At 56.7% G+C, this 23,607-nt stretch carries 23 protein-coding genes; 17 read left to right on the forward strand and 6 right to left on the reverse strand.

All coding sequences use genetic code 11. The features are described from left to right. Window positions 1–18 precede the first annotated feature (18 nt). The 3 genes from E3E42_RS09105 (at window position 19) to E3E42_RS09115 (ending at window position 2,973) form a co-directional block, all read left to right on the forward strand. Entirely contained in the window at window positions 19–357 is a 339-nt protein-coding gene (locus E3E42_RS09105) for a DUF4493 domain-containing protein (protein WP_167904249.1), read from the forward strand. A gap of 341 nt (window positions 358–698) precedes the next feature. Continuing rightward, the gene (locus E3E42_RS09110) at window positions 699–2,450 is read left to right on the forward strand and encodes an OPT family oligopeptide transporter (RefSeq protein WP_167904251.1); all 1,752 of its coding nucleotides are present in this window, start codon (window positions 699–701) and stop codon (window positions 2,448–2,450) included. A gap of 4 nt (window positions 2,451–2,454) precedes the next feature. Next, entirely contained in the window at window positions 2,455–2,973 is a 519-nt protein-coding gene (locus E3E42_RS09115) for a cell division protein (RefSeq protein WP_240913678.1), read from the forward strand. A gap of 24 nt (window positions 2,974–2,997) precedes the next feature. Here E3E42_RS09115 and trm14 read toward each other — a convergent pair whose 3' ends face one another. Next, window positions 2,998–4,095 carry a tRNA (guanine(6)-N2)-methyltransferase gene (gene trm14 / locus E3E42_RS09120; protein ID WP_167904253.1) on the reverse strand — a complete coding sequence of 366 codons (1,098 nt, stop codon included), beginning with the start codon at window positions 4,093–4,095 and terminating at the stop codon, window positions 2,998–3,000. 119 nt (window positions 4,096–4,214) lie between these two features. Here trm14 and E3E42_RS09125 point away from each other — a divergent pair, with 119 nt between their 5' ends. Next, the gene (locus E3E42_RS09125) at window positions 4,215–5,246 is read left to right on the forward strand and encodes an ABC transporter permease (RefSeq protein WP_167904255.1); all 1,032 of its coding nucleotides are present in this window, start codon (window positions 4,215–4,217) and stop codon (window positions 5,244–5,246) included. Between the two features lies 1 nt (window position 5,247). Beyond that, window positions 5,248–6,498 carry an ABC transporter permease gene (locus E3E42_RS09130; RefSeq protein ID WP_014788866.1) on the forward strand — a complete coding sequence of 417 codons (1,251 nt, stop codon included), beginning with the start codon at window positions 5,248–5,250 and terminating at the stop codon, window positions 6,496–6,498. On the opposite strand, the gene E3E42_RS09135 is transcribed toward E3E42_RS09130, so the two are convergent. Together E3E42_RS09135 and E3E42_RS09140 are read right to left on the reverse strand one after the other, a co-directional pair. After that, a complete protein-coding gene (locus tag E3E42_RS09135) occupies window positions 6,499–7,572 on the reverse strand; it encodes a GTPase (protein ID WP_167904257.1) in 1,074 nt (357 codons plus the stop codon). Continuing rightward, window positions 7,529–7,861: a TIGR04076 family protein gene (locus tag E3E42_RS09140; RefSeq protein ID WP_167904259.1), complete on the reverse strand. Its 333-nt coding sequence runs from the start codon at window positions 7,859–7,861 to the stop codon at window positions 7,529–7,531. Before E3E42_RS09140 ends, E3E42_RS09135 begins: the two co-directional genes overlap by 44 nt. A gap of 76 nt (window positions 7,862–7,937) precedes the next feature. Between E3E42_RS09140 and E3E42_RS09145 the strand changes: the two genes are divergently transcribed. The 5 genes from E3E42_RS09145 (at window position 7,938) to E3E42_RS09165 (ending at window position 15,724) form a co-directional block, all read left to right on the forward strand. Further along, the gene (locus E3E42_RS09145) at window positions 7,938–9,383 is read left to right on the forward strand and encodes a DUF515 domain-containing protein (protein WP_206206083.1); all 1,446 of its coding nucleotides are present in this window, start codon (window positions 7,938–7,940) and stop codon (window positions 9,381–9,383) included. Between the two features lie 79 nt (window positions 9,384–9,462). Further along, the gene (locus E3E42_RS09150) at window positions 9,463–10,245 is read left to right on the forward strand and encodes a hypothetical protein (RefSeq protein WP_167904261.1); all 783 of its coding nucleotides are present in this window, start codon (window positions 9,463–9,465) and stop codon (window positions 10,243–10,245) included. Window positions 10,246–10,248: 3 nt separating this feature from the next. Continuing rightward, on the forward strand, window positions 10,249–13,728 hold the full coding sequence (locus E3E42_RS09155) for an ATPase, T2SS/T4P/T4SS family (protein ID WP_167904263.1): 3,480 nt from the start codon (window positions 10,249–10,251) through the stop codon (window positions 13,726–13,728). An 11-nt stretch (window positions 13,729–13,739) separates the two neighbouring features. After that, the gene (locus E3E42_RS09160; RefSeq protein WP_167904381.1) at window positions 13,740–14,804 is read left to right on the forward strand and encodes a type II secretion system F family protein; all 1,065 of its coding nucleotides are present in this window, start codon (window positions 13,740–13,742) and stop codon (window positions 14,802–14,804) included. 5 nt (window positions 14,805–14,809) lie between these two features. After that, window positions 14,810–15,724, forward strand: coding sequence for a type II secretion system F family protein (locus E3E42_RS09165; protein ID WP_167904265.1), 915 nt, complete (start codon window positions 14,810–14,812; stop codon window positions 15,722–15,724). On the opposite strand, the gene E3E42_RS09170 is transcribed toward E3E42_RS09165, so the two are convergent. Beyond that, the gene (locus E3E42_RS09170; protein ID WP_167904382.1) at window positions 15,692–16,189 is read right to left on the reverse strand and encodes a peptidylprolyl isomerase; all 498 of its coding nucleotides are present in this window, start codon (window positions 16,187–16,189) and stop codon (window positions 15,692–15,694) included. The two genes, E3E42_RS09165 and E3E42_RS09170, sit on opposite strands and share 33 nt — an antisense overlap. A 125-nt stretch (window positions 16,190–16,314) precedes the next feature. On the opposite strand from E3E42_RS09170, the gene E3E42_RS09175 reads away from it, so the two are divergent. Beyond that, a complete protein-coding gene (locus E3E42_RS09175) occupies window positions 16,315–16,611 on the forward strand; it encodes a hypothetical protein (RefSeq protein WP_167904383.1) in 297 nt (98 codons plus the stop codon). A 6-nt stretch (window positions 16,612–16,617) separates the two neighbouring features. Here the strand turns inward: E3E42_RS09175 and E3E42_RS09180 are convergent, their stop codons facing one another. Then, window positions 16,618–17,112 (reverse strand): DUF2118 family protein, encoded by a 495-nt coding sequence (locus E3E42_RS09180; RefSeq protein ID WP_167904267.1) that lies wholly within the window; start codon window positions 17,110–17,112, stop codon window positions 16,618–16,620. Window positions 17,113–17,180: 68 nt separating this feature from the next. Between E3E42_RS09180 and E3E42_RS09185 the strand changes: the two genes are divergently transcribed. From E3E42_RS09185 to E3E42_RS09205, 5 genes are read left to right on the forward strand one after another with little or no spacing between them, the layout of a single operon-like run. Beyond that, window positions 17,181–18,032: a DUF4129 domain-containing protein gene (locus E3E42_RS09185; RefSeq protein WP_167904269.1), complete on the forward strand. Its 852-nt coding sequence runs from the start codon at window positions 17,181–17,183 to the stop codon at window positions 18,030–18,032. Further along, a complete protein-coding gene (locus tag E3E42_RS09190) occupies window positions 18,019–18,471 on the forward strand; it encodes a hypothetical protein (protein ID WP_167904271.1) in 453 nt (150 codons plus the stop codon). Before E3E42_RS09185 ends, E3E42_RS09190 begins: the two co-directional genes overlap by 14 nt. Beyond that, on the forward strand, window positions 18,440–19,393 hold the full coding sequence (locus E3E42_RS09195) for a MoxR family ATPase (protein WP_167904273.1): 954 nt from the start codon (window positions 18,440–18,442) through the stop codon (window positions 19,391–19,393). The genes E3E42_RS09190 and E3E42_RS09195 overlap by 32 nt, the downstream gene beginning before the upstream one ends. A gap of 9 nt (window positions 19,394–19,402) precedes the next feature. After that, window positions 19,403–20,707: a DUF58 domain-containing protein gene (locus tag E3E42_RS09200; protein WP_167904275.1), complete on the forward strand. Its 1,305-nt coding sequence runs from the start codon at window positions 19,403–19,405 to the stop codon at window positions 20,705–20,707. Continuing rightward, window positions 20,704–21,126, forward strand: coding sequence for a hypothetical protein (locus E3E42_RS09205; protein ID WP_167904277.1), 423 nt, complete (start codon window positions 20,704–20,706; stop codon window positions 21,124–21,126). Before E3E42_RS09200 ends, E3E42_RS09205 begins: the two co-directional genes overlap by 4 nt. On the opposite strand, the gene E3E42_RS09210 is transcribed toward E3E42_RS09205, so the two are convergent. Beyond that, window positions 21,123–21,956: a carbohydrate kinase family protein gene (locus tag E3E42_RS09210; protein WP_167904278.1), complete on the reverse strand. Its 834-nt coding sequence runs from the start codon at window positions 21,954–21,956 to the stop codon at window positions 21,123–21,125. The genes E3E42_RS09205 and E3E42_RS09210 overlap by 4 nt on opposite strands. Window positions 21,957–22,102: 146 nt before the next feature. Here E3E42_RS09210 and E3E42_RS09215 point away from each other — a divergent pair, with 146 nt between their 5' ends. Further along, the gene (locus E3E42_RS09215; protein ID WP_167904384.1) at window positions 22,103–23,602 is read left to right on the forward strand and encodes a carboxypeptidase M32; all 1,500 of its coding nucleotides are present in this window, start codon (window positions 22,103–22,105) and stop codon (window positions 23,600–23,602) included. Window positions 23,603–23,607 lie beyond the last annotated feature (5 nt).

Raw genomic sequence — 23,607 nt, forward strand, 5'->3', positions numbered from 1 at the left:
ACTGTCTTCGGTGGTGTTATGAAGCCCGTCCGCTGGCTGGTAGTTCTCCTCTTGGTCCTGGTGGTGCTCAGCTCCGCCTGCCTGGACAACAATTTCGTCTACGCCAGGGGAAAGAACGTTCCGGCCGGGGAGAGCAGGGAGTGGCCTTTCAGGGGCCCGGCGAACCTGACGGTCGAGATAAGCTCCAGCGTCCCCGTCGAGGTGAAGGTTGTCTCCTCCGACGGAACCGTGCTGAGGGACTTTGGAACCGTCAGGGAAGTAAATGCGGTCGTTGAGCTTCCGGAGGGCAGGTGGAAGGTCGCGGTGAGCAATCCGGGCAACGAGACCGCGGTCATTGACGTGACCCTGAAGACCTGAGCCTTCGTTTTTCCCGGAACTTTTCCTAAATCGCTTCAGCATTTTCAAGTTTCAACTAACCATCGTTCGGCGGATTAAACGGCACATTAAACACCCTTCGAGCCTTCAATGTCGTAATGTGCGTTGGTGTCCAATTGTCCATCTTCCTGATGAATTTTTATTCATGCTGAGACTAAAAACGGCATAGAAGTCTGTTTTAACTCGTCTTTGGTTTTAAATCCGCGTTCTTGGCATTTACAGGGCTGAAAAACTTTATATTGCCAAACGGACCAATCTCCCAGGAATGCACATTCCCACGGAACATGGACATGAATGCTCATAACTGTACAGGAGGTTGGGAGATGGCGGACGCCAACTGGAAGGTTGGAGACGCGAGCTGGAAGCGTAAGGATTCGGACGAGACCTACCGCGAAGTGACGCCCGCGGCGATAATCCTCGGCGTCATCTGGGGCGCCTTCATGGCGGCCAGCTTCACCTACGCGGGAATGATAATGGGCTTCACCTCCGGCGGTTCGGCGATAGCTGCCATCGTCGGCTGGGGAGTTCTGAGGGGAATCCTCAAGAAGGGAACCGTCGTCGAGAACAACATCGTTCAGACCATAGCCTCTGCCGTCAACATCTCGGTCTCGGGAGTCATCTTCACCATCCCGGCGCTCTACATCATGGGACTCCACGAGGAGATAAACACGACCTACTTCTTCCTCGCCACAGCGGCCGGAGCTATACTTGGAATCACCTTCATAATCCCACTGAGGAAGCAGATGATTGAGATAGACCGCCTCCGCTTCCCGACCGGGACTGCCGTTGCCACCGTCCTGAAGACCCCTGGAAGCGGAATCGAGAAGGCCAGACTGCTCTTCCTGGGCATGGCCGTCAGTGCAATAGTCTACCTCATCCAGCAGTTCCCGGTGCTCGGCCTCCCGGAGATAATCCCCGAGTACATAGACCTTGGCGCTATACTCCACCTCCCCGAGTGGGTCAGCCTGGCCATGGCCCTCTCGCTGATGGTCTTTGGAATGGGCCTCATCACCGGAAGGAACGGCCTCATAGTCCTCGCCGGTGGAATACTCTCCTACTACATCATCACGCCCATAGTTAAGACCCTCGGCTGGCTCCCGAGCGACGTCACCGGCGGTGCCGTCAGCGGCTTCGTCTACGCCAACATGACCAGGCCGCTCGGTATCGGAATGCTCCTCGGCGGCTCGATAGCGGGCCTCATACTCTCGATGCCCGTCATTATAGTCGCCCTTAAGAGCATAGCCAACGCGAGCAAGCTCGGAACCGGCAGGAACGAGGAGCTCCCGATAAAGTACCTCTACGCTGGAATAGCCCTTGCCTTCCTGCTGCTCCTCATTACCACCTACCAGCTGGGTAACCTCGGCATCGGCAGGAGCCTGCTCACGGCACTCGTCGGTGTCGCCTGGATATTCGTGGCGGCGCTGCTCGTTGCTATGTCCACCGGAATGACCGACTGGAGCCCGGTTTCGGGCCTCTCCCTCGTGTCGGTCATGATACTCCTCTACCTCACCGGCAAGCAGGTGCCGCTGACCATACTCCTTGGAGCCACCGTCGGTGTCGCCATCTCCGGCGCCGCTGACATGATGCAGGATCTCAAGACCGGCCACCTCGTTGGAGGTATTCCCTCCAGGCAGCAGAAGGTTGAGCTCCTCACCGCCTGGATAGGCCCGATAATAGCCCTCACCGTCGTTGGCCTCATATGGAAGGCCTACGGCATCGGAAACGAGACCGTCCCGGCACCGCAGGCCATGGCCCTCAAGTCCATGGTCGATGCGATCCTCGGCGGCAACGTCCCGGTGGACAAGTTCATCGCGGGAGGAATCCTCGGCTTCGCCCTCTCCATGAGCGGAATACCGGGACTTGGCGTCCTCGTCGGCCTGTCGATGTACCTGCCGATGCTCTACATCCTGCCCTACGGACTCGGCTGTATCGTCCACGAGGTGGCGAAGAGGAAGAAGGGCAACGAGTTCATAACCGAGAAGGTGCTCCCGGTCGCGGCCGGACTGATGGTCGGAGAGGCGGCAATGACGCTCCTCTTCGCGGTCCTGACCGTTATGGGAGTGCTCCACCCGTGAGGTGATGGAAATGAAGAAGCTCGCTGGAAACGTCCTGCTCACGGTAGGCCTCGTTGCGGGAGCCATCACCGCCGCCAGGATCCCGCCCATGTGGGGCGGCTTAGCCGCTTCCCTGGTCGTCATGGGGGCGGGCATCTTCCTCAGGCGCCAGGGTGCGAAGGAGGAGCTCCACAGGGCGGCCCAGAGCGGAACCGGAGGCGTCAGGGAGCTTGAGAGGCTCCTCACCGATGCCCTTGGCAGGATCGAGAGGATAATGGACGCCCCGCGCGAGAAGGCCGTTGAAGAACTCACCGGAATCCTCGAGGAGCTCGATGAGTTCGCCGAGAAGGCGCAACCCCTCAGGATAGAAGGCCTCATGACTTACGGAACCATCATGAGCGTCTTCAGCAGGGGCGAGAGGGCCCTCAACAGGGCCTGGAGCGCCTTCGCGGACGGCTATGAAAACGAGGGAAGGAGATACCTCCGCTACGGCTACGAGGACCTCAAGGAGACCCTCAGCGCGGTCAAGGCGCTGAAGGTCTGAGCTCTCTTTCTTTTCTTTCCCCGGCTATTCTATCACGTAGGTGTGTACCATGAGCCCGCCGTGGCCGATGAGGCGGTGATGCTTGATTTCAAAGCCGTTCTCGGTTATCGCCTTCTCTATCACCCTCTTCTCCGTCGTTATGAAGACGCCACGCTTCTCGAGAACCTTTGAGAGCTCCTGGAAGAAAGCCGAGTAAAGCCCGGGGATCATGCTCTTTCTGCCTATTTTAAGGCCGTAAGGAAGGTTGCTCACCGCGAAGTCCACACTCTCGACGTATTCGCTCAGCCTGGTGGCGTCGCCGGGGATGAACTCTATCCGCTCTAAGACCCCCGCGGAGAGGGCGTTCATCTCGGCCCCGCGCAGGTGTTTTCTATACTTCTCCAGGCCGATTATCCGTCCATCATAGCCCCTCAGGGCCAGCTCTATAGGAATCGTACCGCTCCCACAGAATGGGTCGATGAACGAACCCCCGTCCGGTTTTGCCAGCTCAATCAGTGCGTTGGCTATACTGGCCTTTAGGTGCGCCGGGTGGTCGTAAACGCGCCAGGGCCTCTTATGGAGCGAGCTGTCCCCGGTCGTGTCTACCCCGAGGAAGAAAACATCCCCAACCAGCTCTGCCCGGAATATAACAGCCGGGTGGTCGAGGTTGACCCTCGGAGTTCCGAAGCGTTCTAAACGCTCGAATATCGCCTTACCAACGGTCTTCGAGACATCTATGCTCGTTATCCTGTGCTCTCCCTTCCGGAAGCTCCTCACGGCGAAGCTCTCGCTGACTTTTACAAAGTGCTCTATCGGGAGCGATGAAACGAAGTCCTCAATCCGTTTGAGTGCTTTTTCCGGCTCGTCATAGCCTATCCCTTCAAAGCGCTCGCTTGCTATCTCCAATATAACCCTGTGGAGGAGCCTGGAGCGTTCGTTCAGGTACGTTGGGACGCTCAGTTCCCGCTTCCTTCCCTTTTCGTCGGTGTAGTAAGCCCCGCCGACCTCGGCAAGAACCCGCCCTTCAACGCCGAGCGGCTTCTCCTCCACACGAAACGGAACCCCAAGTCCCGAGAGCAGGTTCTCAACCTCCCCCTTTGCAAGATCCTCGATTCCCTTAGAAGTCGTCAGTAAAAGCCTCATGTAGTCACGTTGTCTGCTCCCGTTTAAAAAACCTGCCCCATCCTTCCGTATTTTTAGAGTTTTTATATTTAACTTGTTCCGATATCTTTATATACCATTTTCGGTCAAAATAATTTGTCATGAGGCTCCCGCTTAGGACCCTCACCCGGCTGGTGGCGGTTTACCTCGGCGTCCTCTTAGTGATCGTTCTGGTAGCCGGCGCCAGCTCGAACAAACTGACATGGGAGTACGCCCACGAGGCGGTTCTTAATATCCGCGAATCCAACCCGGTTTTTTACGCCGAGCTTGAGAGGAACGCCACCAGGGAGGGCCTGACAGTTGATGAGTACTACTATCGAATACTCACCAAGGCAAAGGGAGTCGAAACCGACAACCTTCTCCTCATGGGGATAGACCTCCTCAGGAAGAGCTTTGACTACTACCGCGAGAACCCCAAGTACGACTTCGCCCACGTCATAAAGGTGACCCTCGCCGTCATGGGGCTGGCCATGCTCCTGACGATTTTCCTGGGTCTGTTCCTGGGTTTTAAGCTGGCAAACGGAAGGTTCCTTGGGACGGTTGAGGGCCTGGCTCGCTTCTTCAACGGCCTGCCCTCCTGGTGGATAGGTGCGGTTCTGATAGCGGTCTTCGCCGTTGAGCTCGGCGTTCTTCCCATCGCCGGCCTGAGGAGCACTCCACCAAAGGAGGGCTTTGGGGGCTTCATCGACATCCTCTGGCATCTCGTCCTTCCCGTTACCACGCTGGTCTTCGTCTACGTCTGGGAGTTCGTGGTCACGGTGGCCCACGAGGTGAGGAACGAGCTTGGAAAGCCCTACGTCTTCACCGAGAGGGCCAAGGGCCTTCCCGAGGGGATGATATACAGGAAGCACGTTCTCAGAAACGTTTCCATCGTCCTGAGTTCTTTCACGGTCCAGAAGTTCGTTGAGATGTTCACGGACTACATAGTCATAGACGTCCTCTTCGGCCTCGGCGGCCTTGGAACACTCCTGAGGGCCAGCTTCGTCAGGACCATAGTCCCGGCCATAGGCGTCGTCGTGCGCTTCGACTACCGCCTCTTCTTCGTCGTAACGCTGTCGATAGCCACCATAACGTTCCTCTTCTCCCTCCTGCTGGAGCTGACCAAAGGACTGCTCGATCCGAGGGTGAGCTGAAATGGGAAGGAAAGCGGGAGTGGCGATACTCGTAATCTTCGCGCTCTTCGTAATCTTCTCGAACGCGGGCGTGAGCGAGGAGGACATTGCCAACTGGGAGAATCTCAACTACTGGAAGGACAACCCGCGAATGGCATATCCCTCGTGGTTCGCACTATTCGGCGACAGAACTCCCACTGTCTTCCTGGAGCCGTCGCTCGTTGAGGCGAATGGTTCCTCGGTTTACAGATTTTCCTACGAACATACCTACCGCGATAAGCCGAGCGACGTCAGATTCTACGGCCTTCCCTACGGCGAGGAGGTTGAGATAAGCGTTTTAAGGCCGGACGGGATCAGAGTGCCCCTCTATCGGGGCATCGCCACCTCCAGCAATCTCAGCCTCAACACCAACATGCGGGTGGCAGTTGTTTCCTCTCTTTCCGACGTTCTCAATCTCAGCGAAGCTGGATACGTCCTCTTCTCCGCGACCGAGCTTTTGTTCTCCCGCGACGGAAGTATGGCAACCCTCAACGGGGAGTACGTCTTTGAGGTTCGCTTAGCAGGAAACGCGACCCCTTCCGTTGAAATCCTTGGAACCTGCTACGGTCTCCTCGGCACGGACTCCTACGGCAGGGACATGTGGGTGGGCTTCGTCAAGGGAATGAACAACACCCTCTACCTGGCCTTCTTCACCACGGTGCTGATAGTGGTTCTGGGGGTTCTAATAGGTCTCATTTCGGGCTACGTTGGCGGTGCCCTGGGTGAGTTCATAACGTTCCTCCTGGAGGTTCTGGTGGCTTTGCCGATGCTCCCAATCCTCGTCGTCCTCGTCTGGCTCTTCTCCACCCAGGGCTACGGCCAGCAGGTCAGGATAAACCCCGTCCTCTTCATGTTCTTCGTTGCCCTCCTAACCCTCGGGAAGTTCGCCAAGACGGTTAGAATGATAACGATAAAGGAGAAGGTGAACGAGTACGTCAAAGCCGCGGTGAGCATGGGTGCCGGCACGCTCTGGGTCCTGAGGAGGCACATACTCCCGCCGGTCGGGGAGTTCTCCCTCAGGTACTCCACCATACTCCTGGCCAGGATAGTGGCGCTGATTTCAGTGTTCGGATTCTTCGGCCTGATTCCGGGCACCAACTGGGGCTCCTTCATGATAGAGGCCATGAACCAGGGGGCGCTCTACGGGGGCTACTGGTGGTGGATAGTGGCCCCGGGTCTTGCCATGGCCGTTCTAAGCGCCGGTCTGGCCTTTGTCTCCTCCGGCTCCGGTTAGCTACTCCAGTATCGCCACCACACCCTTCCACTTCTTTCCGAAGCACTCGCTCGCCAGGACGTGCTTGCCTGTCAGCCGCTCCAGGAGCTTTGTTCCGCCGTGGCACTTCTTGAAGCCCGTCGCTATTCCCACGGTGAAGCCCTCTATCTCCCTTATTCCTACGCGCTTTGTGCCGTCCAGCTTCCCCCTCAGCTCGTCCCCGTACCTCCAGAGTATCCTCCTCGGGTCCAGGAGGAGGTCCCTTTCAACTCCCTCAAGGACATCCTCGAAGTCCCGGGTGAACTCTTCTTTTTCCTGTTTCTCCTTTCCGAAAAGAGTAAAACGGCCGGTCTGCCACTCCCTGAGGAACCATCTTGCCGTCTCCTCCAGATCGACCTCACCGCCGGCCTTTATGAGGCCCCTTCTCTCGCCTATCTTCCTGAGGATCTCCTCCTCGCCCTCAAACTCCTCGATGCCAAACTTCTCGGTGAGGGCCTCCTTCCTCGTATCCAGAATACGCCTGATGAGTTTGAGCGCCGGTTTTACTGGTTCATCTATCTTGTCCGCGGGGAAGCCTCCCTTGATGACCAGCTCGTCGAAGTCGTCTATCGGGATGACGCCGGGGCTGTCGAGGAGCCATAGCTTTTTGCTCAGCTTTATCACTTGTTTACCCTTTGTGTAGCCGGGAATCGGGGCGGTTCCAACTGCTTTCTTTCCCTTCAGGGTGTTTATTATCGTGCTCTTCCCCACGTTGGGATAGCCGATGAGGGCCACCTTGACCTTTTCCCTCTCATCCAAAAGCGGCCTGGCGAGCCTCTTTATCTCCCTCCTCAGTATCCCGGTTCCCTTTCTCTCACGGGCGGAGATGAAAACGACCGGAACGTCGCTCTTCCTCTTGTACTCCTCGGCCCATTCTTTTGGAACCAGGTCTGCCTTGTTCATGACTATGAGGAGTGGTTTTTCCTTCTCCAGGATGAGCCTCTCAAGCTTTCGGTTCCTCGTTCCTATGGGGTCACGGGCATCGACGACCTCGACGATAACGTCGGCCTCGTCAACTACCTCCCTCACCACCCTCCACGCCTTTCTCGCCTTCATCTCTCACCACCGTTATCTCGAGGATTACCGTGCCGCCGTCCGTGTACGGCGGCCCCGGGTCGAGGCACTGAACGTATGCCTTCTCTCCCCTGCCCAGGCCTAGTTCACTCGGCTTAATACCCTTTCGCAGCGCAACTATGTACGGCAGGAGCGATGCGAATGCATGGGTGCATATGGCGTCGGTTTCCTCGAGCTTTACCTCCGGCCCCTCGACCACTATCCTGTCTCCAACATGAAAAACGGGGCATTTTCCCCGTATTTCTGCTACGCGAATCTCTAGCCGCTCCATACCCTCACCGAAACCTAAATAAAGATTGACGTTCAAAAAACTATTCGATATAAGAAGCCCGTTATGATAACGATTGATGGTGGTGCTCAACGTGTCCGAGGATATCGAGGCGAAGATTCGCCGTCTGAGGGAGCTGGGTAAAGCCAGCGCCGAACCAGAACCCCCCGTGGCCCCAAAACCTGCCCCTGCTAAAAAACCCTCCCGGAGACCGCGCTCGGTTGGTAGTATCCGCGAGAAAGAGCGGAGGAAGAGGATCCTAATAGGAGTTTCTATCGTGATAATCGTGCTAATTCTGACATCAGTTGGCGCCTACATTTATCTCCAAAACCGTGCCGCCGAGGAACTTACCAACGCCAGAAACAAAAAACTGGCCGAGGTTAACCTCTACTTCAAGCCCGATATATTCAACAATACCAACTGCTCCCCCAAAGCTAACGCTATCAAATCCCAGCTGCTCAACCAGATCCTTCATGCCAAATCCGTTGATGAACTCAATGCCGTTGATGTTAAGGGGAGCTATGACATTGCGTTGCGTGAGTACAATTCATGTATCGATGAACTCCATCGGGTGGAGCTGGAGAAGCAGCTGAACCGGACAAAGGAGCAGAAATTAAAACTCCTTGAGCTTGAGTTCCAGCCGCTTCTCTCGATGCCTCTACCGGATGACATCCGCACCAAAACTGTAACGTACATGAACGACCTCAAGGAGCGCGTCATGTCCGCCACCAGTGTTGATGAGGTCAACTCCATAAAGGCCGACCCGTACCTCCTGGAGGTGTGGAGGGACTACTACTACTGGCGCATTGACGCCCTCCCCGGACAGGATGTGATACTTGAGTACGGGGACTCCAAGAAGATGGTCACTAAGGCGGATGCCAAGGCTGTGCTGGGAGGCATTATGGACTATAAGGAGCTTATGAAGTACAACGTCGTGAAGGTTGAGTGGGTGGAGATGTCCCTTGTCCTCCCCAAGAGAAACATAAACGGTGCGTTCCTTTCGCCGGGTGACAGAATAAAACTCTTTATCCAGGGCCAGAACACAACGACGGTTGACGGGTACTTTGAGCTTGTCCTCCTGCCGGTTCAGTCGGGTTCGATATCAGTGAGTGAGTCCCAGAGTCAGTCAAGTTCCTCCTCCACTTCCTCATCGACCACTTACAGTGAGAGCCACTCCTCATCCGCTTCCCCTGGTGGAGCCTCGATATCTGACAGCAGCAGTGCGAGTGACTCCGTTACCAACAGTCAGTCAGTGAGTCAGAGTTCGTCCGGCAGTTACTCCTACAGCGTGAATCTGGCGGAGATACTCAAAGCGATAGCCGCCGGTAAGATACAGGCCAGCGAGGAGGTTAAGCAGCAGCTCAGTGCGTACGGATGGAAGGTTCTTGACCTCGAGAAGGACACGTCATTGGAGGCCATTGACCACAACACCCAGCTGCTCGTTATAGTCAAAGTTCCCTCGATATTTGTCCCGGACGTGCTGGCCAACCAGAACTCCCTTTACCTTGTCAGAGTATCGACGTGAGGTGATAGCCGTGAAACGCCCCGCGGCATTTCTTTTACTTTTCATTTCGTTATTTGCGGCTCTGCCTGGCCACTATCAAGTGCGGGCCGCAGGCACACTCCAGGGTGATGTTCTAATCGACCTTAACGTTACCCTTGTAAACACCGCCCCGTTTCCCAAGTTTCTTGTTCTCAATCCCGCGTACAATATAACCGTTTACCGGCGCGGGAACAATGAGACGGACCTTGGGTTCTACATAGATAAGGGAATGAACCTTAACTACAATCCTGGCATATGGATTATGCCGTACGAAACCGTTGTGATAAACGTCAGGGTCTCCAAAACCGAGTCATACTCTCTCCCGTCCATTACGTGTGGGGGAACCGATGGTACCTCCATCGGCTGCGGTGTTGTTGTGCCTCCTCTCCTTAACTCCCCATCCCAGCTCTCGGCGCTCTCAATGTTCCCACTCGTCGATGGACACATCCGTATTCTGGAGTACCAGGGAGTCGTTAAGTTCAACGTGTACTCGGGGGATGAGGGTACGTTCAGGAAGTTCTTTGCCGTTACCGTCCCGGTTGTGTTCGTTGATGGGAGGATGTACGACTTCACTCCGAACTACACCATGAACTACAGCGAGTATGTGGACGCACTTTTTGAATACACCGGAACAGGGAGGCGCTCTGTGAACGTAGAAAACAGCGTTCAGATGCCACAGGGGATGTTCCAGCTCACTCCAACGCTTCTTACCGGTGTCAGTGTTGGAATGCCAGGTCAGGTTCTCCCGTCGAATGAATCATACGAGTTGCCTGTGTGGGTCGTCACAACGGGAACCGGTGTGGAGATAACCTACCGTGTTGAATGGAGCGCGGGGGGGCTGTAAAAGTTGGCGTTTGATGATGAGAAGAAGAAAAAGCCCACCTCCTGGATAGATGAAATCCTGAACGGTGAGGATGACCTACTGGAGAATATGCTGACCTCCAGCAAAAAGACCGCTCCCAGGGATGAAAAAAAAGAACCTGAGAGAAAGAAGTCCGGTGAAAAAGAGGCCCCAGAGGCCCCGTTCCCCATTGCGGGGAGTGGGGGTATAGACCTTCAGGAGATACTCAGCAAGCCCACCACTCCCGAGGAAGCCGCTCAGAGTCGCCCCACAGGGGCGGACCTTCTGGGGGAGATTTTCTCCACGGCACCGCCGAGGGAGGAGCCCAGGCCCAAGGCGAAACCCACATCACCACCCCCATCAACCCTTCAGGATATATTGAGCACGTTCCCTCCCGCGGAGGAAACAAAGTACGTTGGAAAGGCTGAGGTTCTCGATGCCTATGGTAACGTTCGCATTTTGCGGGTTAAGGGAGAACCCGTCCCGATATATGAAATACGTCTCCCTAAACTCAGCAGAGAGGAAGAGGAACTCCTCCGCCTTATAAAAGAACGGGCAATAACGGAGCTCCAGATAGACCCCACCGCCTTTCCAAATCCGGAGGAACGGAGAAGGGTCTTCATGAACGCCATCAGGAAAATGCTGAAGTCTGCGGCCCCCCACTTCTCGGAGGGCAGGATAGAGGTACTCGCCGACATGATAGTTCAGGTCATGATAGGCTACGGCAAGCTTGATCCCCTCGTCCGCGACGACAACCTTGAGGAAGTCATGGTCATAGGAAACAACAGGCCGGTTTACGTCTGGCACAGGCGCTTTAACATGTGCAAGACCAACATCGTGTTTGAGGAGGAGAAGGAGATACTGAACATCATCGAGCGCATAGCCAGGGAGGTCGGCAGAAGGATAGACCAGCAGAGTCCCCTCCTTGATGCCCGCCTTCCCGATGGAAGCCGTGTGAACGCGACAATCCCGCCGATCAGCCTCGACGGCCCGACGATAACCATCCGTAAGTTCAAGAAGGACCCGCTCACCATCATAGACCTCATCAAATACGGCACTATGAACACCGACATAGCGGCCCTCCTCTGGATCTTTGTCGATGGACTCGGTGTCAAGCCCGCCAACGTCCTCGTCGCGGGTGGTACCGGTTCCGGTAAGACCACCACCCTCAACTCACTCGGGATGTTTATTCCACCGAGCGAGCGCGTCATCACCATAGAGGACACCGCGGAGCTCCAGCTCCCGGTGGAGCACTGGGTGAGGCTTGAGACGAGACCGCCCAACGTTGAAGGTAAGGGCGAGATAACAATGGACGATCTCGTTAAGAACACCCTCCGTATGAGGCCGGATAGAATCATCGTTGGTGAGGTTCGTGGTCCGGAAGCGAGGACGATGTTCACGGCGATGAACACGGGACATAATGGGGCCCTCTACGACTTCTCGGTCATACAGCTCTCGGACGGCAGGTTCGTGCTCATCGGCGACCTCATCGATGAACTCTTCGAGAAGTACTCGGACAGGGTTGAAACCTACAGGGATTTGGAGTACATAGTCCTCGACGAGAAGGACAGGTTTGAGGTGGTAAGCGTCGGCCCCGACCTGAATGCCGGGAAGCACATCGTTTCAAGGGTCTGGAGGAGAAAGGTAAGGCCCGGGGAGAAGCTTATCCGCGTGAGAACGAGGACAGGCAACGAGGTGATACTCACCAAGACCCACCCGTTCTTCGTCTTCTCCGATGGCGACGTCGTGAGAAAAGAGGCGGAGAAGCTGAAACCCGGCGATAGGGTCGCGGTGATGAGGAAACCGCCGAGGCCACCGCAGAGGAAGGCCATCGTAAGTCCGGAGGTTTACGCGGGGATAAGTGACTACTACATCGTCCCCGGCGGAGAGGGCCTCGTGAAGGTTCCGAACGACGGAATCCCGCCTGAAATGGCCCAATATTTAATCTCAGTCAACTCGAAGCCCGTAAGGATTGTCCGCGAGGTGGACGAGAAGCTCTCCTATGCCGTTGGCGTACTCCTCGGCGACGGCTACATCTCCTCGAACGGCTACTACGTCTCGGCCACCTTCGACGACTCCTCCTACATGAACGCCTTCACCTCGGCCCTGTCGGAGTTCCTGCCGGAGAGCGAGCCCGAAATCAAAAGAAACGAGGGCTACACCGTTGTGACCTACGGCTCGAAGATATTCGCCGAGTTCCTTCACAGGGCATTCGGAATTCCCAAGGGCAGGAAGGAGAACCTCGACGTGCCCGATTTGGTGCTGTCGAACGACGAGCTTTTGAGGTACTTCATAGCGGGCCTCTTCGATGCCGATGGCTACGTGGACGAGAACGGCCCGGCCGTAATCCTCACGACGAAGAGTGAGAACCTCGCGAGGAAGGTCTGGTACGCCCTTCAGAGACTCGGGATAATAAGCACGGTCTCCCGCGTGAGGAACAAAGGCTACAAGGAGGGCGTAACCTTCAGGGTTACCGTGAGGGGCGTTGATGACCTCATCAGGTTCAACCGCTCGGTTCCCCTCAGGCACTCACGGAAGAAGGCGAGGCTTGAGGAGCTCATCAGGAAGTACAGACCGCACCGCGGAAAGAGGACCGACCGCGTTCCGATTTCGCCGGCAATGCTCGAACCCATAAGGAGGGGGCTCAACCTCAGGGTTTCCGAGCTTTCAAAGCTCGCCACCAGCCACGCCGGCGAGAAGGTTTCGGAAAGCCTCATACGCCACGTCGAGAAGGGCAGGGTGAAGGAGATAAGGCGCTCCGCTTTGAAGGGAATAGCCCTCGCCCTCCAGCGGGTGGCGAAGGATTTGAACGATGACGAGGCCTGGGTTCAGGCGAAGAGGCTTGAACTCATAGCGGACGGCGACGTCTACTGGGACGAGGTCGTGAGTGTTGATGAGGTCGAGCCGGCGGAGCTGGGTATAGAGTACCTCTACGACCTCACCGTCGAGGAGGATCACAACTACGTTGCCAATGGTATACTTGTTTCGAACTGTATGGGCACAATCCACGCCAACAGTGCCCGCGAGACAATAATACGCCTTGAGAGCCCTCCCATGTCCGTTCCGAGGATTATGATTCCGGCGCTGGATATAATCATCATGCAGGTCAGGTTCCACAGCAGAAAGAAGGGCACCATAAGGCGCATTACTGAAATAGCGGAGATATCGGGAGTTGAGGGAGAGAGCATACAGCTCAACAAGCTCTACAAGTACGATCCTGCCAAGGACGAGCTCGTATCAACGGGTGTCCCCAGCAGAACCCTCAATCTCCTCGCCCACCACACGGGAATGAGCGTCTCCGAGCTGGAACTGGAGAAGGAGAAGAGAAAGATAATCCTTGACTGGATGATTGAAAGAGGTATCAGGAGCATCGAGAAGGTGGGCTACTATATCCGGCAGTTCTACATAGACGAGGAGTCGCTTCTGAAGAAAATCGAGGCCGAGGGCAGCACTGAGACGAGCAGACAGATAAAGACTTTGATTTGAAGGTGATGTCGATGGGGGTCTTCGATGCGTTTGTCAACTTCCTCGAGCGCCTCGGGGGAAAAACTATCGAGGTTGCGGAAAGGCCCGTCAGAAGGATACCGGAGGGCAGGTCAGTTCAGGAGAGACTGAAGGCCCTCAAACAGCTCCAGAAGGAGATGGAAACTGAAAAGCGGGAGGAGGAAAAGGAGAAGCAGCTTGAAGAAATTCTGGAGTGGCGGAAGCAGGAAATACAGCGCCCGTTCTCTGACAGGCTTGCGGATGCCATGCTGCGCTACTTTAAGGGCCCCATAGAGTCCCTTACTAAATCCCTCCGGGGCCTGGATGAGGACCTTTACCGTGCCAGCATGACAACGCCCAAGGAAAAATACGTCGCCCTCATACTCCTGGTGGCTATTTTCTCCGCGGTGTTCTCTGCCCTGTTTGGATATCTGCTCTACCTGACACCCGATATAATAGTCCTGCTGGCGATCCTTGGTTTTATCGGTGGATTCATGTACATGAGGCACTACCCCCGCATGGTGTGGAAAAGACGCGTGGTGGAGGTGGAACGTGCCCTTCCCTACGCCCTCAGGCATATGGCCTCACTGCTCAGTGCCGGCGTCGGTATCGCGGAGGCCATGCTTTCGGTGTCCAGGGCTGACTATGGCCCAATCTCTGAAGAGTTCGAGTTTATACTGATGGAGATGAGGGCTGGTTCTTCCTTTGAAGACTCCCTATCCAAGTTTGAGCAGAAAATGGCGTCCGAAAGCGTTAGCAGGGTGGTTAAACAGATACTGAGGGCGGTTAAGTTTGGCGGCAACCTCTCCGAGATACTCTATAAGATGGCGGAGGATTTCTCCTTTGAGTACAGGATGAAGTTGGTTGAGTACGTCCAGAAAGTCAACGGTATATCCTTCATTTATATGTTTCTCACGATCGTCATGCCCACGATGTTCGTCGTTGGTATCCTGGCAGGTTCCGTGATGGCCCAGCACCTCGTCATGCCCCCCGAGGCGCTCGCGGTGATACTGCTCTTCGCGTTTCCGGGGGTGTCGTTCATAATCATAAACATGATCAAGAAGGGAGAACCCAGGTGATCCGCATGCCCCGTGGAATAACGTCTCTGCTAGTCTCTGCGTTTCAACGGATCCTTCCCCAGAAGTGGGTGAAGCGTTATGAGATATTCATTTATTCGGCGGGATTGAACTTCCTTGCTGTTGAGTATCTCGTTATCTCCATCCTGTTCGGTATTATTGGTGCGCTCCTTGTGGAGATGGTGTCCACATGGCCCTACTCTGTGGCCGCGTTCATTGCCCTCTTCCTTGGTATGGCCTTTGGGTATCCCTACTGGAAAGTCATGAAGCGTGTTGAGGAGATGGAGAAGAACCTTCCCGATGCGTTTTTCTACCTTGCCAGCTCACTCCGTGCTGGAATATCCTTCTCGGAGGCGCTGGAGGAGCTTACCACGGCCAAGTTCGGGGCATTGACTGATGAGTTTAAGAAGACCGTGGCGGAGATAAAGAAGGGCCGTCCCACCGTCGATGCCCTCAGGGCCTTTGCAATTCGGAACAGAAAATCGGTGGTCCTGTACAGATCGATGATGATTATCATTGAGGCCCTAGAGCGCGGTGCCCCTATGAGCGATGTTCTGGTCTACGTCGGCAACGACGTGAGAGAGATACTCAGAATCAGACAGGAGCGCAAGGCTTCCACTGGCATGCAGATGATGTTTTTTATAATCACCAGTGGATTCATAGGCCCCATGATACTCGCGGTCGTTTACAAGGTCATGGAGACAATGGGAACGGACATGGTGGTACTCCCGGTTGACACCATCAAACTGATACTCCTGGGCTTCGTTATCATTCAGGCCTTTATCTCCGGCCTTGGAATTGGGGTAATAAGAGAAGGAAAGTACTCCGCCGGGCTTAAGTACAGCCTCATGTTGATGCTTGTGGGTGTGGCCGTCTATCAAGGCGTCTCGTCACTCAACATCAGCGGTGGCTTCGGACTCTGAGTCCTTTCCCTTTTCTATGTCCACTATCTCGACCTCGAACACGAGGGTCTTTCCTGCGAGCGGGTGGTTGAAGTCGAGACTGACGCTCTCTTCCCCGACTTTGGCTATCTTTGCTATCCCCGAGTCGGTCATGACGTACATGCCCTCAACCGGCTCCATCCCTATGTTGGTGAACTCGGTGAGGGGAACCTCTATGACCAGCTCCGGGTTGGGCATACCGTAGGCCTTCTCCGGCGGAATTGTGACGGTCTTCTTTTCACCGATCTCCATCCCCAGCAGTGCCTCATCGAGGCCCGGGATGATCTCGCCGACACCGACATTGACGCCGAGCGGGCCGTACTCCCTCTCCTCGACGTATATCTCGTTTTCCCTGGCGATGTCCTCGTAACTCGTGTCAAAAACTTCACCGTTCTCAAACCTGCCTATGTAGTGGAACACCACAAAATCTCCAGCTTCAATCTTCATTTCCTTCAACTCCAAAACTGTCTTCAAGGGGGGTTACTCCCGCGCCTTATAACGCTTTTGGTGTCCCTTTCGGAAGGCACGACAGGTATATAAGGACGTTGCACTATATAATGCCGGTGATTGACATGGGATACCTTTCTGACATGCTGAGTAAGGAGTATGGAAACCTCGAAGTTAGGGAAGTCTACTCCACCAAGCTGGGGGAGACGGACGTGGAGATACTCGAGGCCTCGGTGGGGGGAGAGAAGTTCATCGCCATGTTCCAGAGCGTTCCGGTTAAGGAGAACCTCTACAAGTGGTCGATAATCATAACCAGCGCCCACAACACCCGGACACTTAAGGGGATGGACACCCTGGAGGGCATAAAGCTGGCCCTCAAGTCGAGCATAGACGCCATGATGGCGGGGATGGGGAAGGGGTGAGCCCCTTCATTCCTCGGGCAGGATGTAGTACACGTAGTGCGGCCTGCTTGTTATCTCGTCTATGAAGACAACCGTTCCCGTCTTCGGCGGCTTGAGGTAGTGGACCTCCCCTTTCTTCGTCGTCACCGCCGCGAAGGCGTCTCCTCTCCTCACACGGTTGCCAACGTTGGCTATGATGGTCTTTGTATAGCCCTCCACGGGGAGGATGAGCAGCTCGTCGCCCTTCTTCAGGTATATCCTGGTCCTCCCGTCGGGGAGAATTAGTACCGCGTCGGCGAGCATCCTTCCCTCCGTTCCGTCCACGTACTGGTAAAAGCGGTCGTAGATTTCCTTCGCCAGGAACTTCGCCCTCTCCGCCTCCACGAAGTCGGGAACCTCCTCACCCTTTTCCAGCCAGACCTCAACGCTCCCCTGGATTATCACACAGTCCCTGGTGACCTTTCCGCCTTTGATGCACTCCTCCGCGGGAGCCTCCACGTAGAGCCTCGGCATCTTCTCCATGCTACCACCCAAGGTTTACCTCGGGGTAAAAGCTTTTAAACCTGCCCTTCGTACCGCTCCTGATAAAAATGTCCATCAGGGTAAAATTCGCGGCACTCTACACCCTGCTGTTTGCACTGATGACCCTCATGATGGGCTACAGTGTTAAAAACTCCGGACTTCAGCGGAGTGAGGCCCCTTCCTTCGGCGTTCTGCTGCTCGCAATCGTTGCCGTCTCCCTGCTGGTCATCTTTCTTGTGCTCCTGAGCTGGAGGGACCTCCCGCCAGGCAAGAAAAAGTATCCCGTTAACGTCAGGTCCTATCTTATGGCCTGGGCGTTCGCGATAGCCGGTGCGGCCGGGATACTCTACTACATCGGCCGCTCGAATCCCACTCCCTCCGTGAACTCCACCCTCAACTCGTCCCTTAACAGCACGACGGCCAACGGCAGCGCTATCCCGCCGGCGCCGGTTTACCACAACGACACCGTTTCAGCCGCCCCTCACTCGGGGGTTCCCTCGAGCTACGTTCTCTACGGTGCGGCGCTTCTGTTCCTCGCGGGCCTGTCCTACTTCGCCGTGATCTATTACCGCGAGGCCCTCAGGAGGAGGAAGCTCAGGGAGATGAGGCTTAAGGCGGAGCTCTTTGACAGGAAGGTGGAGGAACTCGGTCTGGAAATGTTCAGCGACCCGAGGGAGGCGGTTGTTGGGATATACAAGAACGCCGTCCTCTGGCTCGAGATACTCGGCGTTCCATACAAGGAAAGCTGGACCCACTGGGAGCACGCGGAGAGGGTTCAAATTTTCAGAGAGCCCTTCAGGGGCATAACTGAGCTCTTTGAGAAGGCAAAGTACGCCCCGGAGAAGGTTACGTGGGAGGATGCGGAGAAGGCGCTCGAGCTTTACAGGAAGATGAGGGGTGCTGTGAATGAGGTTTCATAGGGCCCTTCTTATCGTTGGCTCCGTTTTGGTGCTGGTCGCCACCCTGGCCGGTTCCTACCTGGTCAGGTGGCTGGCCGTTCTCTTCCTGGGGGCAGTGATGGCGTTCTTTCTGTTCGGTGTTGAGATGAACGTGGCGAGACGGAGGCGGGACCGCGAACAGAGGGTTGAGAGGAAGACGGACGTAGACAGAACCGTTTCCCTCCTCCGGAAGGCCAGAACCGGCAGGGTCGCCCGCTCGCTGGTGGAGGAGAAGATAGCCGAAATCTACGCCACCCTGTCCGATGACTACAACTCCACCTATCACTCACTCCTCACGGACCCGAACGAGGCCATAAGGACCCTCCGCGCGGAGGGCGATTTCCTCGACAACCTGGAGAAGGCGCTTGACATTGTGGAGGCTGATCTGAATGAAGGTGGGAGAGATACACGAGAAGGGTAACGCCGTTCTCTCGGAGGTAAAGAAAGCGATAGTCGGGAAGGACGAGGTGCTGAGGCTTATCCTGACCACGATACTCGCCGACGGCCACGTCCTGCTGGAGGATCTGCCGGGACTGGCAAAGACCCTGATGGCCAAGAGCTTCGCCAAGGCCCTCGGCGTCCAGTTCACCCGCGTCCAGTTCACGCCGGACCTGCTCCCGAGCGACATACTTGGAGTGAGTGTCTTCAACCAGAAGACCCTCGAGTTCGAGTTCAGGAAGGGGCCGGTCTTCACCAACATACTCCTCGCGGACGAGATAAACCGCGCCCCGCCGAAGACACAGTCCGCTCTACTCGAGGCCATGCAGGAGAGGCAGGTTACCGTTGAGGGAAGCACCCACTCGCTTCCCAGGCCCTTCATCGTCATCGCGACCCAGAACCCGATAGAGCAGGAGGGAACCTACCCGCTCCCGGAGGCCCAGCTTGACAGGTTCCTCGTCCGCCTCCGCGTCGGCTACCCCTCGAAGGCGGAGGAGATAGAGATACTCCGCAGGAGAATGGCCAGGAAGAAGGAGGAACCGGACGTCCAGACGGTTCTGAGCGCGGAGGAAGTGGTCGAGATGCAGAGGGCTGTGGAGGAGGTCTACGTCAGCGACGCCATACTGGAGTACATAACGGACATCGTGACGGCCACCAGGGAGGACAGGAGGGAGATAGAGATAGGCGCCTCTCCGAGGGGGAGCCTGGCCCTTCTTAAGCTCTCCAGGGCCTACGCCGCCCTCAACGGAAGGGACTACGTGATTCCCGACGACGTTAAAGCCGTTGCCGTTCCGGCTTTGAGCCACAGGCTTATCCTCAAGCGCGAGCTGTGGTACACCAAGGTGAGCCAGGAGAGCATAATGGAGAAGCTCCTCGAGCGCGTTCCGGTTCCTAAATTCGAGTGAGGTGGAACGGTGCAGCCGGTTCCAAGGACTCCAACACCCGCTGAACTTGGGAAGGGGCCCGCTGAGGACGCCGGGCCAGAGGGGAGAATGGTTCCAACGGAAAAGGCTGAAGAGCTTTTCCTGGCCCTCTGGCTTCTTGTCCTCATCGCCTTCCTCCTGCTCCGCTGGGATCTGGTTTACCTCCTCCTTCCGGCCCTTTGGCTGGTCTTCGTCGCGGTGTTCTTCTTCAAGCCCAAGATGGACGTCGAGCTGGAGAGGGTGATTCCCCACAACCGCTTCCTCGAGGGCACTGAGATTGAGATAGTGCTCAAAATAAGGGCCGGCGAGAGGATTCCAAGCCTCAAGGTGAGGGAGGACCTTCCCGAGGGGCTTGAGCTGATAGACGGGAGAACCGAGTGGGTGCTGTCCCTGAGGAAAGGCGAGCTGAGGGAGCTCCGCTACCGCGTCCGCGTTAAGCGCGGAATCCACGAGTTCAACTGGGTCGAGCTGAGCTACCGCGATCCCTTCGGCTTCTTCCACTTCACGAAGAAGTTCGACCTCTACACCGAGCTCATAGGCGTTCCCATAATAGAGGACGTTCCAACGCCCTACTCCACGAGGGGAACCAAGATAACCGTCGGCTCCCTTCCCAGCCCGAGGGTCGGCGAGGGCGTGGAGTTCCACGCTATCCGGGAGTACCAGCCCGGCGATCCGCTGAAGATAATCAACTGGAAGGCCACCGCCAGGACCGGCAGGATAATGGCCAACGAGTACGAGAGCGAGCGCAAGGTGGACGTGATATTCATCGTCGATGCCTCCTACACCGGGGAGCTGGTCTTCGACGACCTCATTCGAGCCGCCGCCTCGCTCATGCTCAACGCCCTGAACAGCGGAACCAGCTTCGGCCTGCTCCTGGCAGAGGAGGTTCCCCTCTGGGTCCGCCCGGACTACGGCAAGAGGCACTTCTTCAAGTGCATCGACTTCCTCAGCACGGCCAGGCCCGACAGGAACAACATGATAGCCTACCAGGTCGAGCACCTGATACGCTCCCACTTCCCGCCGAGGGCGCAGCTGGTCTACTTCTCCCCCCTCCTCACCGAGGAGAGCAGGGAGGCGCTCAGGATAATGTCCGCCTTCGGCTACAACGTCGTCGTCATAAGCCCGGACCCCTACACCGCCGTTGAGCCAAAGAGCCGCGAGGAGGAGCTGGCCCTCAAGCTGCTCAGCCTCCATAGGAGGGCCGTGCTAAGGAAAATGGCGGGCTATGGGAGGATAATAGACTGGGACGTCAGGAAGCCGCTGAAGGCCGCGATAGCGGAGGTGATCCAGGTATGAGGATAAAAAGAAGGCTCTACTCCCTTGCACCGCTGGTTCCGCTCTTCCTCCTGCTGGCCCTGATCGACCGCCGCACGCTCCTCCTTCTTCCCCTGGCCCTCATGGGCCTTCAGTGGTACTTCATCGGCTCCCTCTTTTTCATCTCCGTGGGGGCCTTCCTAATCTACACCAGGACCGGCGGTTTCTACGGCCTGGCGGTTATGGCCCTTGCCCTTCTGGTCATAGAGATGGCCCACCTCGACAGGGAGAATGCACCGCTGGAGCACTACGCCGTCCTTCTGGCGGCGGTTGGTCTGGCCTTCCCCACGTACCTGCTGATGTTTTCCCTGTCGCCCCTCCTGCCGAGGCTGGAGGTAACCGCCCTGGCCGCTTTCCTGCTGGTCGTGCTCTACGTCTTCGTCAGGCTCGCGACTGACTAGATGCTCCAGCTCCCCTTTTTCTTCAGGACCTCCCTCGCCCTCTCCAGTCCGAGTTTTACGCAGGTCTCCAAGGGCTCTCCCCTGGCGTAGCCGGCCAGGAAGCCGCCGGCGAAGGCGTCCCCGGCCCCAGTGGGGTCCACTATCTCATGTGGGTCTATCGAAAGGGCGGGGAACTCCTGGAACTCCCCGTCGTAAACGAGGACTCCTCTCTCGCCGCGGGTTACGACCACAATTCCTGCGCCCCACTCGTGAAGAACCCTCGCCGCCTCCTCGACACTCTCCGCGCGGGTCATAACGAGGGCCTCCCTCTCGTTTGGGAAGATGATCTCGGCACGCGAGACCACCGCCCGCAGGAGGTCCGTTTTCTCCCGGTAGTCGGCCATGTACGTCGGGTTAAAGTCCAGGCTCGTCCTCTTCCCCTCGAGCCTCTTCAGGGCCTTCAGTTGCTCCTCCGGCGGAATGGGTGCGATGTGAAATACTTTTGCCTCCATGTACTCCTCTGGGATCTGCGTTTCACCCATATTCCTGGCAACACCCATCTCCACAGGGGCATCGACGCTCCCGTCCTCGTGGTAAATCATGTAGATGTGAATCGTCTTTCCGGGCAGGATTTGAACGCCCCTAACGTCCAGAACGGAGGAGAGCTTTTCGAGCCACTCCCGCGGAAAGTCCTCCCCCACCTTGGTGACCAGCCCGACCCTCGCCCCGGCCAGGGCGGCGGAGGTGGCCACGGCCGCCGCCGCTCCGCCCGGCAGAAGTACCTCCTCCCTTCCGGGGAACCTTATGTGGTCAATCGAGACGTGTCCGAGGACAACCAGGTCAAGTTCCATTCACATCACCGCCCTCGCTTTTCATGTCACTATGGTTTTCCGCTTAAGCCGTTTCCGGTCTGAGTAATCGAGTTCTACTCCTTCGTTTAGATGCTCATCGAAAAGGTTTAAAAGTTCGGCCTCCCAAACTCCTTCAGGTGGTTGCCATGGAGAGCGTCTTCCAGAACGAAACCATCAGGGATATACTGACGAAGTACCGCAGGATATGGGCGATAAACCACGCTCAGAGCGTCCTCGGCTGGGACATGGAGGTCAACATGCCCGGGGAGGGAATCCTCGAGCGCTCCGTCGCCCAGGGCGAGCTTTCAGTGCTTTCCCAGGAGTTTCTGCTCAAACCAGATTTCGTCGAGCTCGTTGAGAAGGCCAAAGGCCTGGAGGACCTCAACGAGTACGAGCGCGGCGTCGTTCGCGTTCTGGACAGGAACATACGGATAAGCCGCTCCTTCCCGCCGGAGTTCCTCAGGGAGATGAGCGAGGTCACGAGCCAGGCCACCAAGGCCTGGGAGGAGGCCAAGAAGAGCGACGACTACTCCAAGTTCGAGCCCTGGCTGGACAGGATAATCGATCTGGCGAAGCGCGCCGCTGAATACCTCGGCTACGAGAACGAGCCCTACGACGCTTTACTCGACCTCTTCGAGGAGGGCCTCACCACCAGGGACGTCGAGAAGATGTTCGACAAGCTGGAGAAGGAGCTAAAGCCTCTCCTCGAGAAGATAATGGAGGAGGGCAGGGTTCCCCAGAGCCACCCGCTCGAGAAGGAGAGCTATGAGCAGGCTCAGATGGAGCGCGTGAACCGCTGGATCCTTGAGAAGTTCGGCTTCCCGCTCGGCGTCCGCTCAAGGCTTGACGTTTCAGCTCACCCCTTCACGACCGAGTTCGGAATAAGGGACGTCAGGATAACTACCCGCTACGAGGGCTACGACTTCAGAATGACCGTCCTCAGCACCGTCCACGAGTTCGGTCATGCACTCTACGAGCTCCAGCAGGACGAGAGGTTCATGTTCAGCCCGATAGTCGGGGGAGTCTCCCTTGGAATCCACGAGAGCCAGAGCCGCTTCTGGGAGAACATCATCGGCCGCTCAAGGGAGTTCGCGGGACTCATCTACCCGGTCCTGAAGGAGAACCTGCCCTTCATGGCCAACTACACGCCCGAGGACGTTTACCTGTACTTCAACATGGTCAGGCCCGACTTCATAAGGACCGAGGCGGATGTGGTCACCTACAACTTCCACATTCTGCTCCGCTTCAAGCTCGAGAGAATGATGCTCAACGAGGGTGTCAAGGCGAAGGATTTACCGGAGCTCTGGAACGACGAGATGGAGAACCTCCTCGGCATAAGGCCGAAGACCTACCGTGAGGGAATCCTCCAGGACATTCACTGGGCCCACGGAACGATAGGCTACTTCCCGACCTACAGCATAGGAACGCTCCTCTCGGCGCAGATATACTACCACATGAAGCGCGATATCCCGGACTTCGAGGAGAAGGTGGCCAACGCGGAGTTCGAGCCGATAAAGGCCTGGCTCCGCGAGAGAATCCACAGGCACGGAAGCATCTACCCGCCGAAGGAGCTTCTCAGGAAGGCCATCGGCGAGGAGCTGGACCCGGAGTACTTCATCAGGTGGGTGCGGGAGAGGTACCTTTGACCTCT

Source organism: Thermococcus sp. JdF3 (assembly GCF_012027495.1).
Taxonomy (GTDB): domain Archaea; phylum Methanobacteriota_B; class Thermococci; order Thermococcales; family Thermococcaceae; genus Thermococcus.

Excerpts from the sequence above, each read along its gene's own strand:
- E3E42_RS09105 (WP_167904249.1), top strand. The coding sequence starts at position 19 with ATGAAGCCCGTCCGCTGGCTGGTAGTTCTCCTCTTGGTCCTGGTGGTG.
- E3E42_RS09110 (WP_167904251.1), top strand. The coding sequence starts at position 699 with ATGGCGGACGCCAACTGGAAGGTTGGAGACGCGAGCTGGAAGCGTAAG.
- E3E42_RS09115 (WP_240913678.1), top strand. The coding sequence starts at position 2,455 with ATGGAAATGAAGAAGCTCGCTGGAAACGTCCTGCTCACGGTAGGCCTC.
- trm14 (WP_167904253.1), bottom strand. The coding sequence starts at position 4,095 with ATGAGGCTTTTACTGACGACTTCTAAGGGAATCGAGGATCTTGCAAAG.
- E3E42_RS09125 (WP_167904255.1), top strand. The coding sequence starts at position 4,215 with ATGAGGCTCCCGCTTAGGACCCTCACCCGGCTGGTGGCGGTTTACCTC.
- E3E42_RS09130 (WP_014788866.1), top strand. The coding sequence starts at position 5,248 with ATGGGAAGGAAAGCGGGAGTGGCGATACTCGTAATCTTCGCGCTCTTC.
- E3E42_RS09135 (WP_167904257.1), bottom strand. The coding sequence starts at position 7,572 with ATGAAGGCGAGAAAGGCGTGGAGGGTGGTGAGGGAGGTAGTTGACGAG.
- E3E42_RS09140 (WP_167904259.1), bottom strand. The coding sequence starts at position 7,861 with ATGGAGCGGCTAGAGATTCGCGTAGCAGAAATACGGGGAAAATGCCCC.
- E3E42_RS09145 (WP_206206083.1), top strand. The coding sequence starts at position 7,938 with ATGGTGGTGCTCAACGTGTCCGAGGATATCGAGGCGAAGATTCGCCGT.
- E3E42_RS09160 (WP_167904381.1), top strand. The coding sequence starts at position 13,740 with ATGGGGGTCTTCGATGCGTTTGTCAACTTCCTCGAGCGCCTCGGGGGA.
- E3E42_RS09165 (WP_167904265.1), top strand. The coding sequence starts at position 14,810 with ATGCCCCGTGGAATAACGTCTCTGCTAGTCTCTGCGTTTCAACGGATC.
- E3E42_RS09170 (WP_167904382.1), bottom strand. The coding sequence starts at position 16,189 with ATGAAGATTGAAGCTGGAGATTTTGTGGTGTTCCACTACATAGGCAGG.
- E3E42_RS09175 (WP_167904383.1), top strand. The coding sequence starts at position 16,315 with ATGGGATACCTTTCTGACATGCTGAGTAAGGAGTATGGAAACCTCGAA.
- E3E42_RS09180 (WP_167904267.1), bottom strand. The coding sequence starts at position 17,112 with ATGGAGAAGATGCCGAGGCTCTACGTGGAGGCTCCCGCGGAGGAGTGC.
- E3E42_RS09185 (WP_167904269.1), top strand. The coding sequence starts at position 17,181 with ATGTCCATCAGGGTAAAATTCGCGGCACTCTACACCCTGCTGTTTGCA.
- E3E42_RS09190 (WP_167904271.1), top strand. The coding sequence starts at position 18,019 with ATGAGGTTTCATAGGGCCCTTCTTATCGTTGGCTCCGTTTTGGTGCTG.
- E3E42_RS09195 (WP_167904273.1), top strand. The coding sequence starts at position 18,440 with ATGAAGGTGGGAGAGATACACGAGAAGGGTAACGCCGTTCTCTCGGAG.
- E3E42_RS09205 (WP_167904277.1), top strand. The coding sequence starts at position 20,704 with ATGAGGATAAAAAGAAGGCTCTACTCCCTTGCACCGCTGGTTCCGCTC.
- E3E42_RS09210 (WP_167904278.1), bottom strand. The coding sequence starts at position 21,956 with ATGGAACTTGACCTGGTTGTCCTCGGACACGTCTCGATTGACCACATA.
- E3E42_RS09215 (WP_167904384.1), top strand. The coding sequence starts at position 22,103 with ATGGAGAGCGTCTTCCAGAACGAAACCATCAGGGATATACTGACGAAG.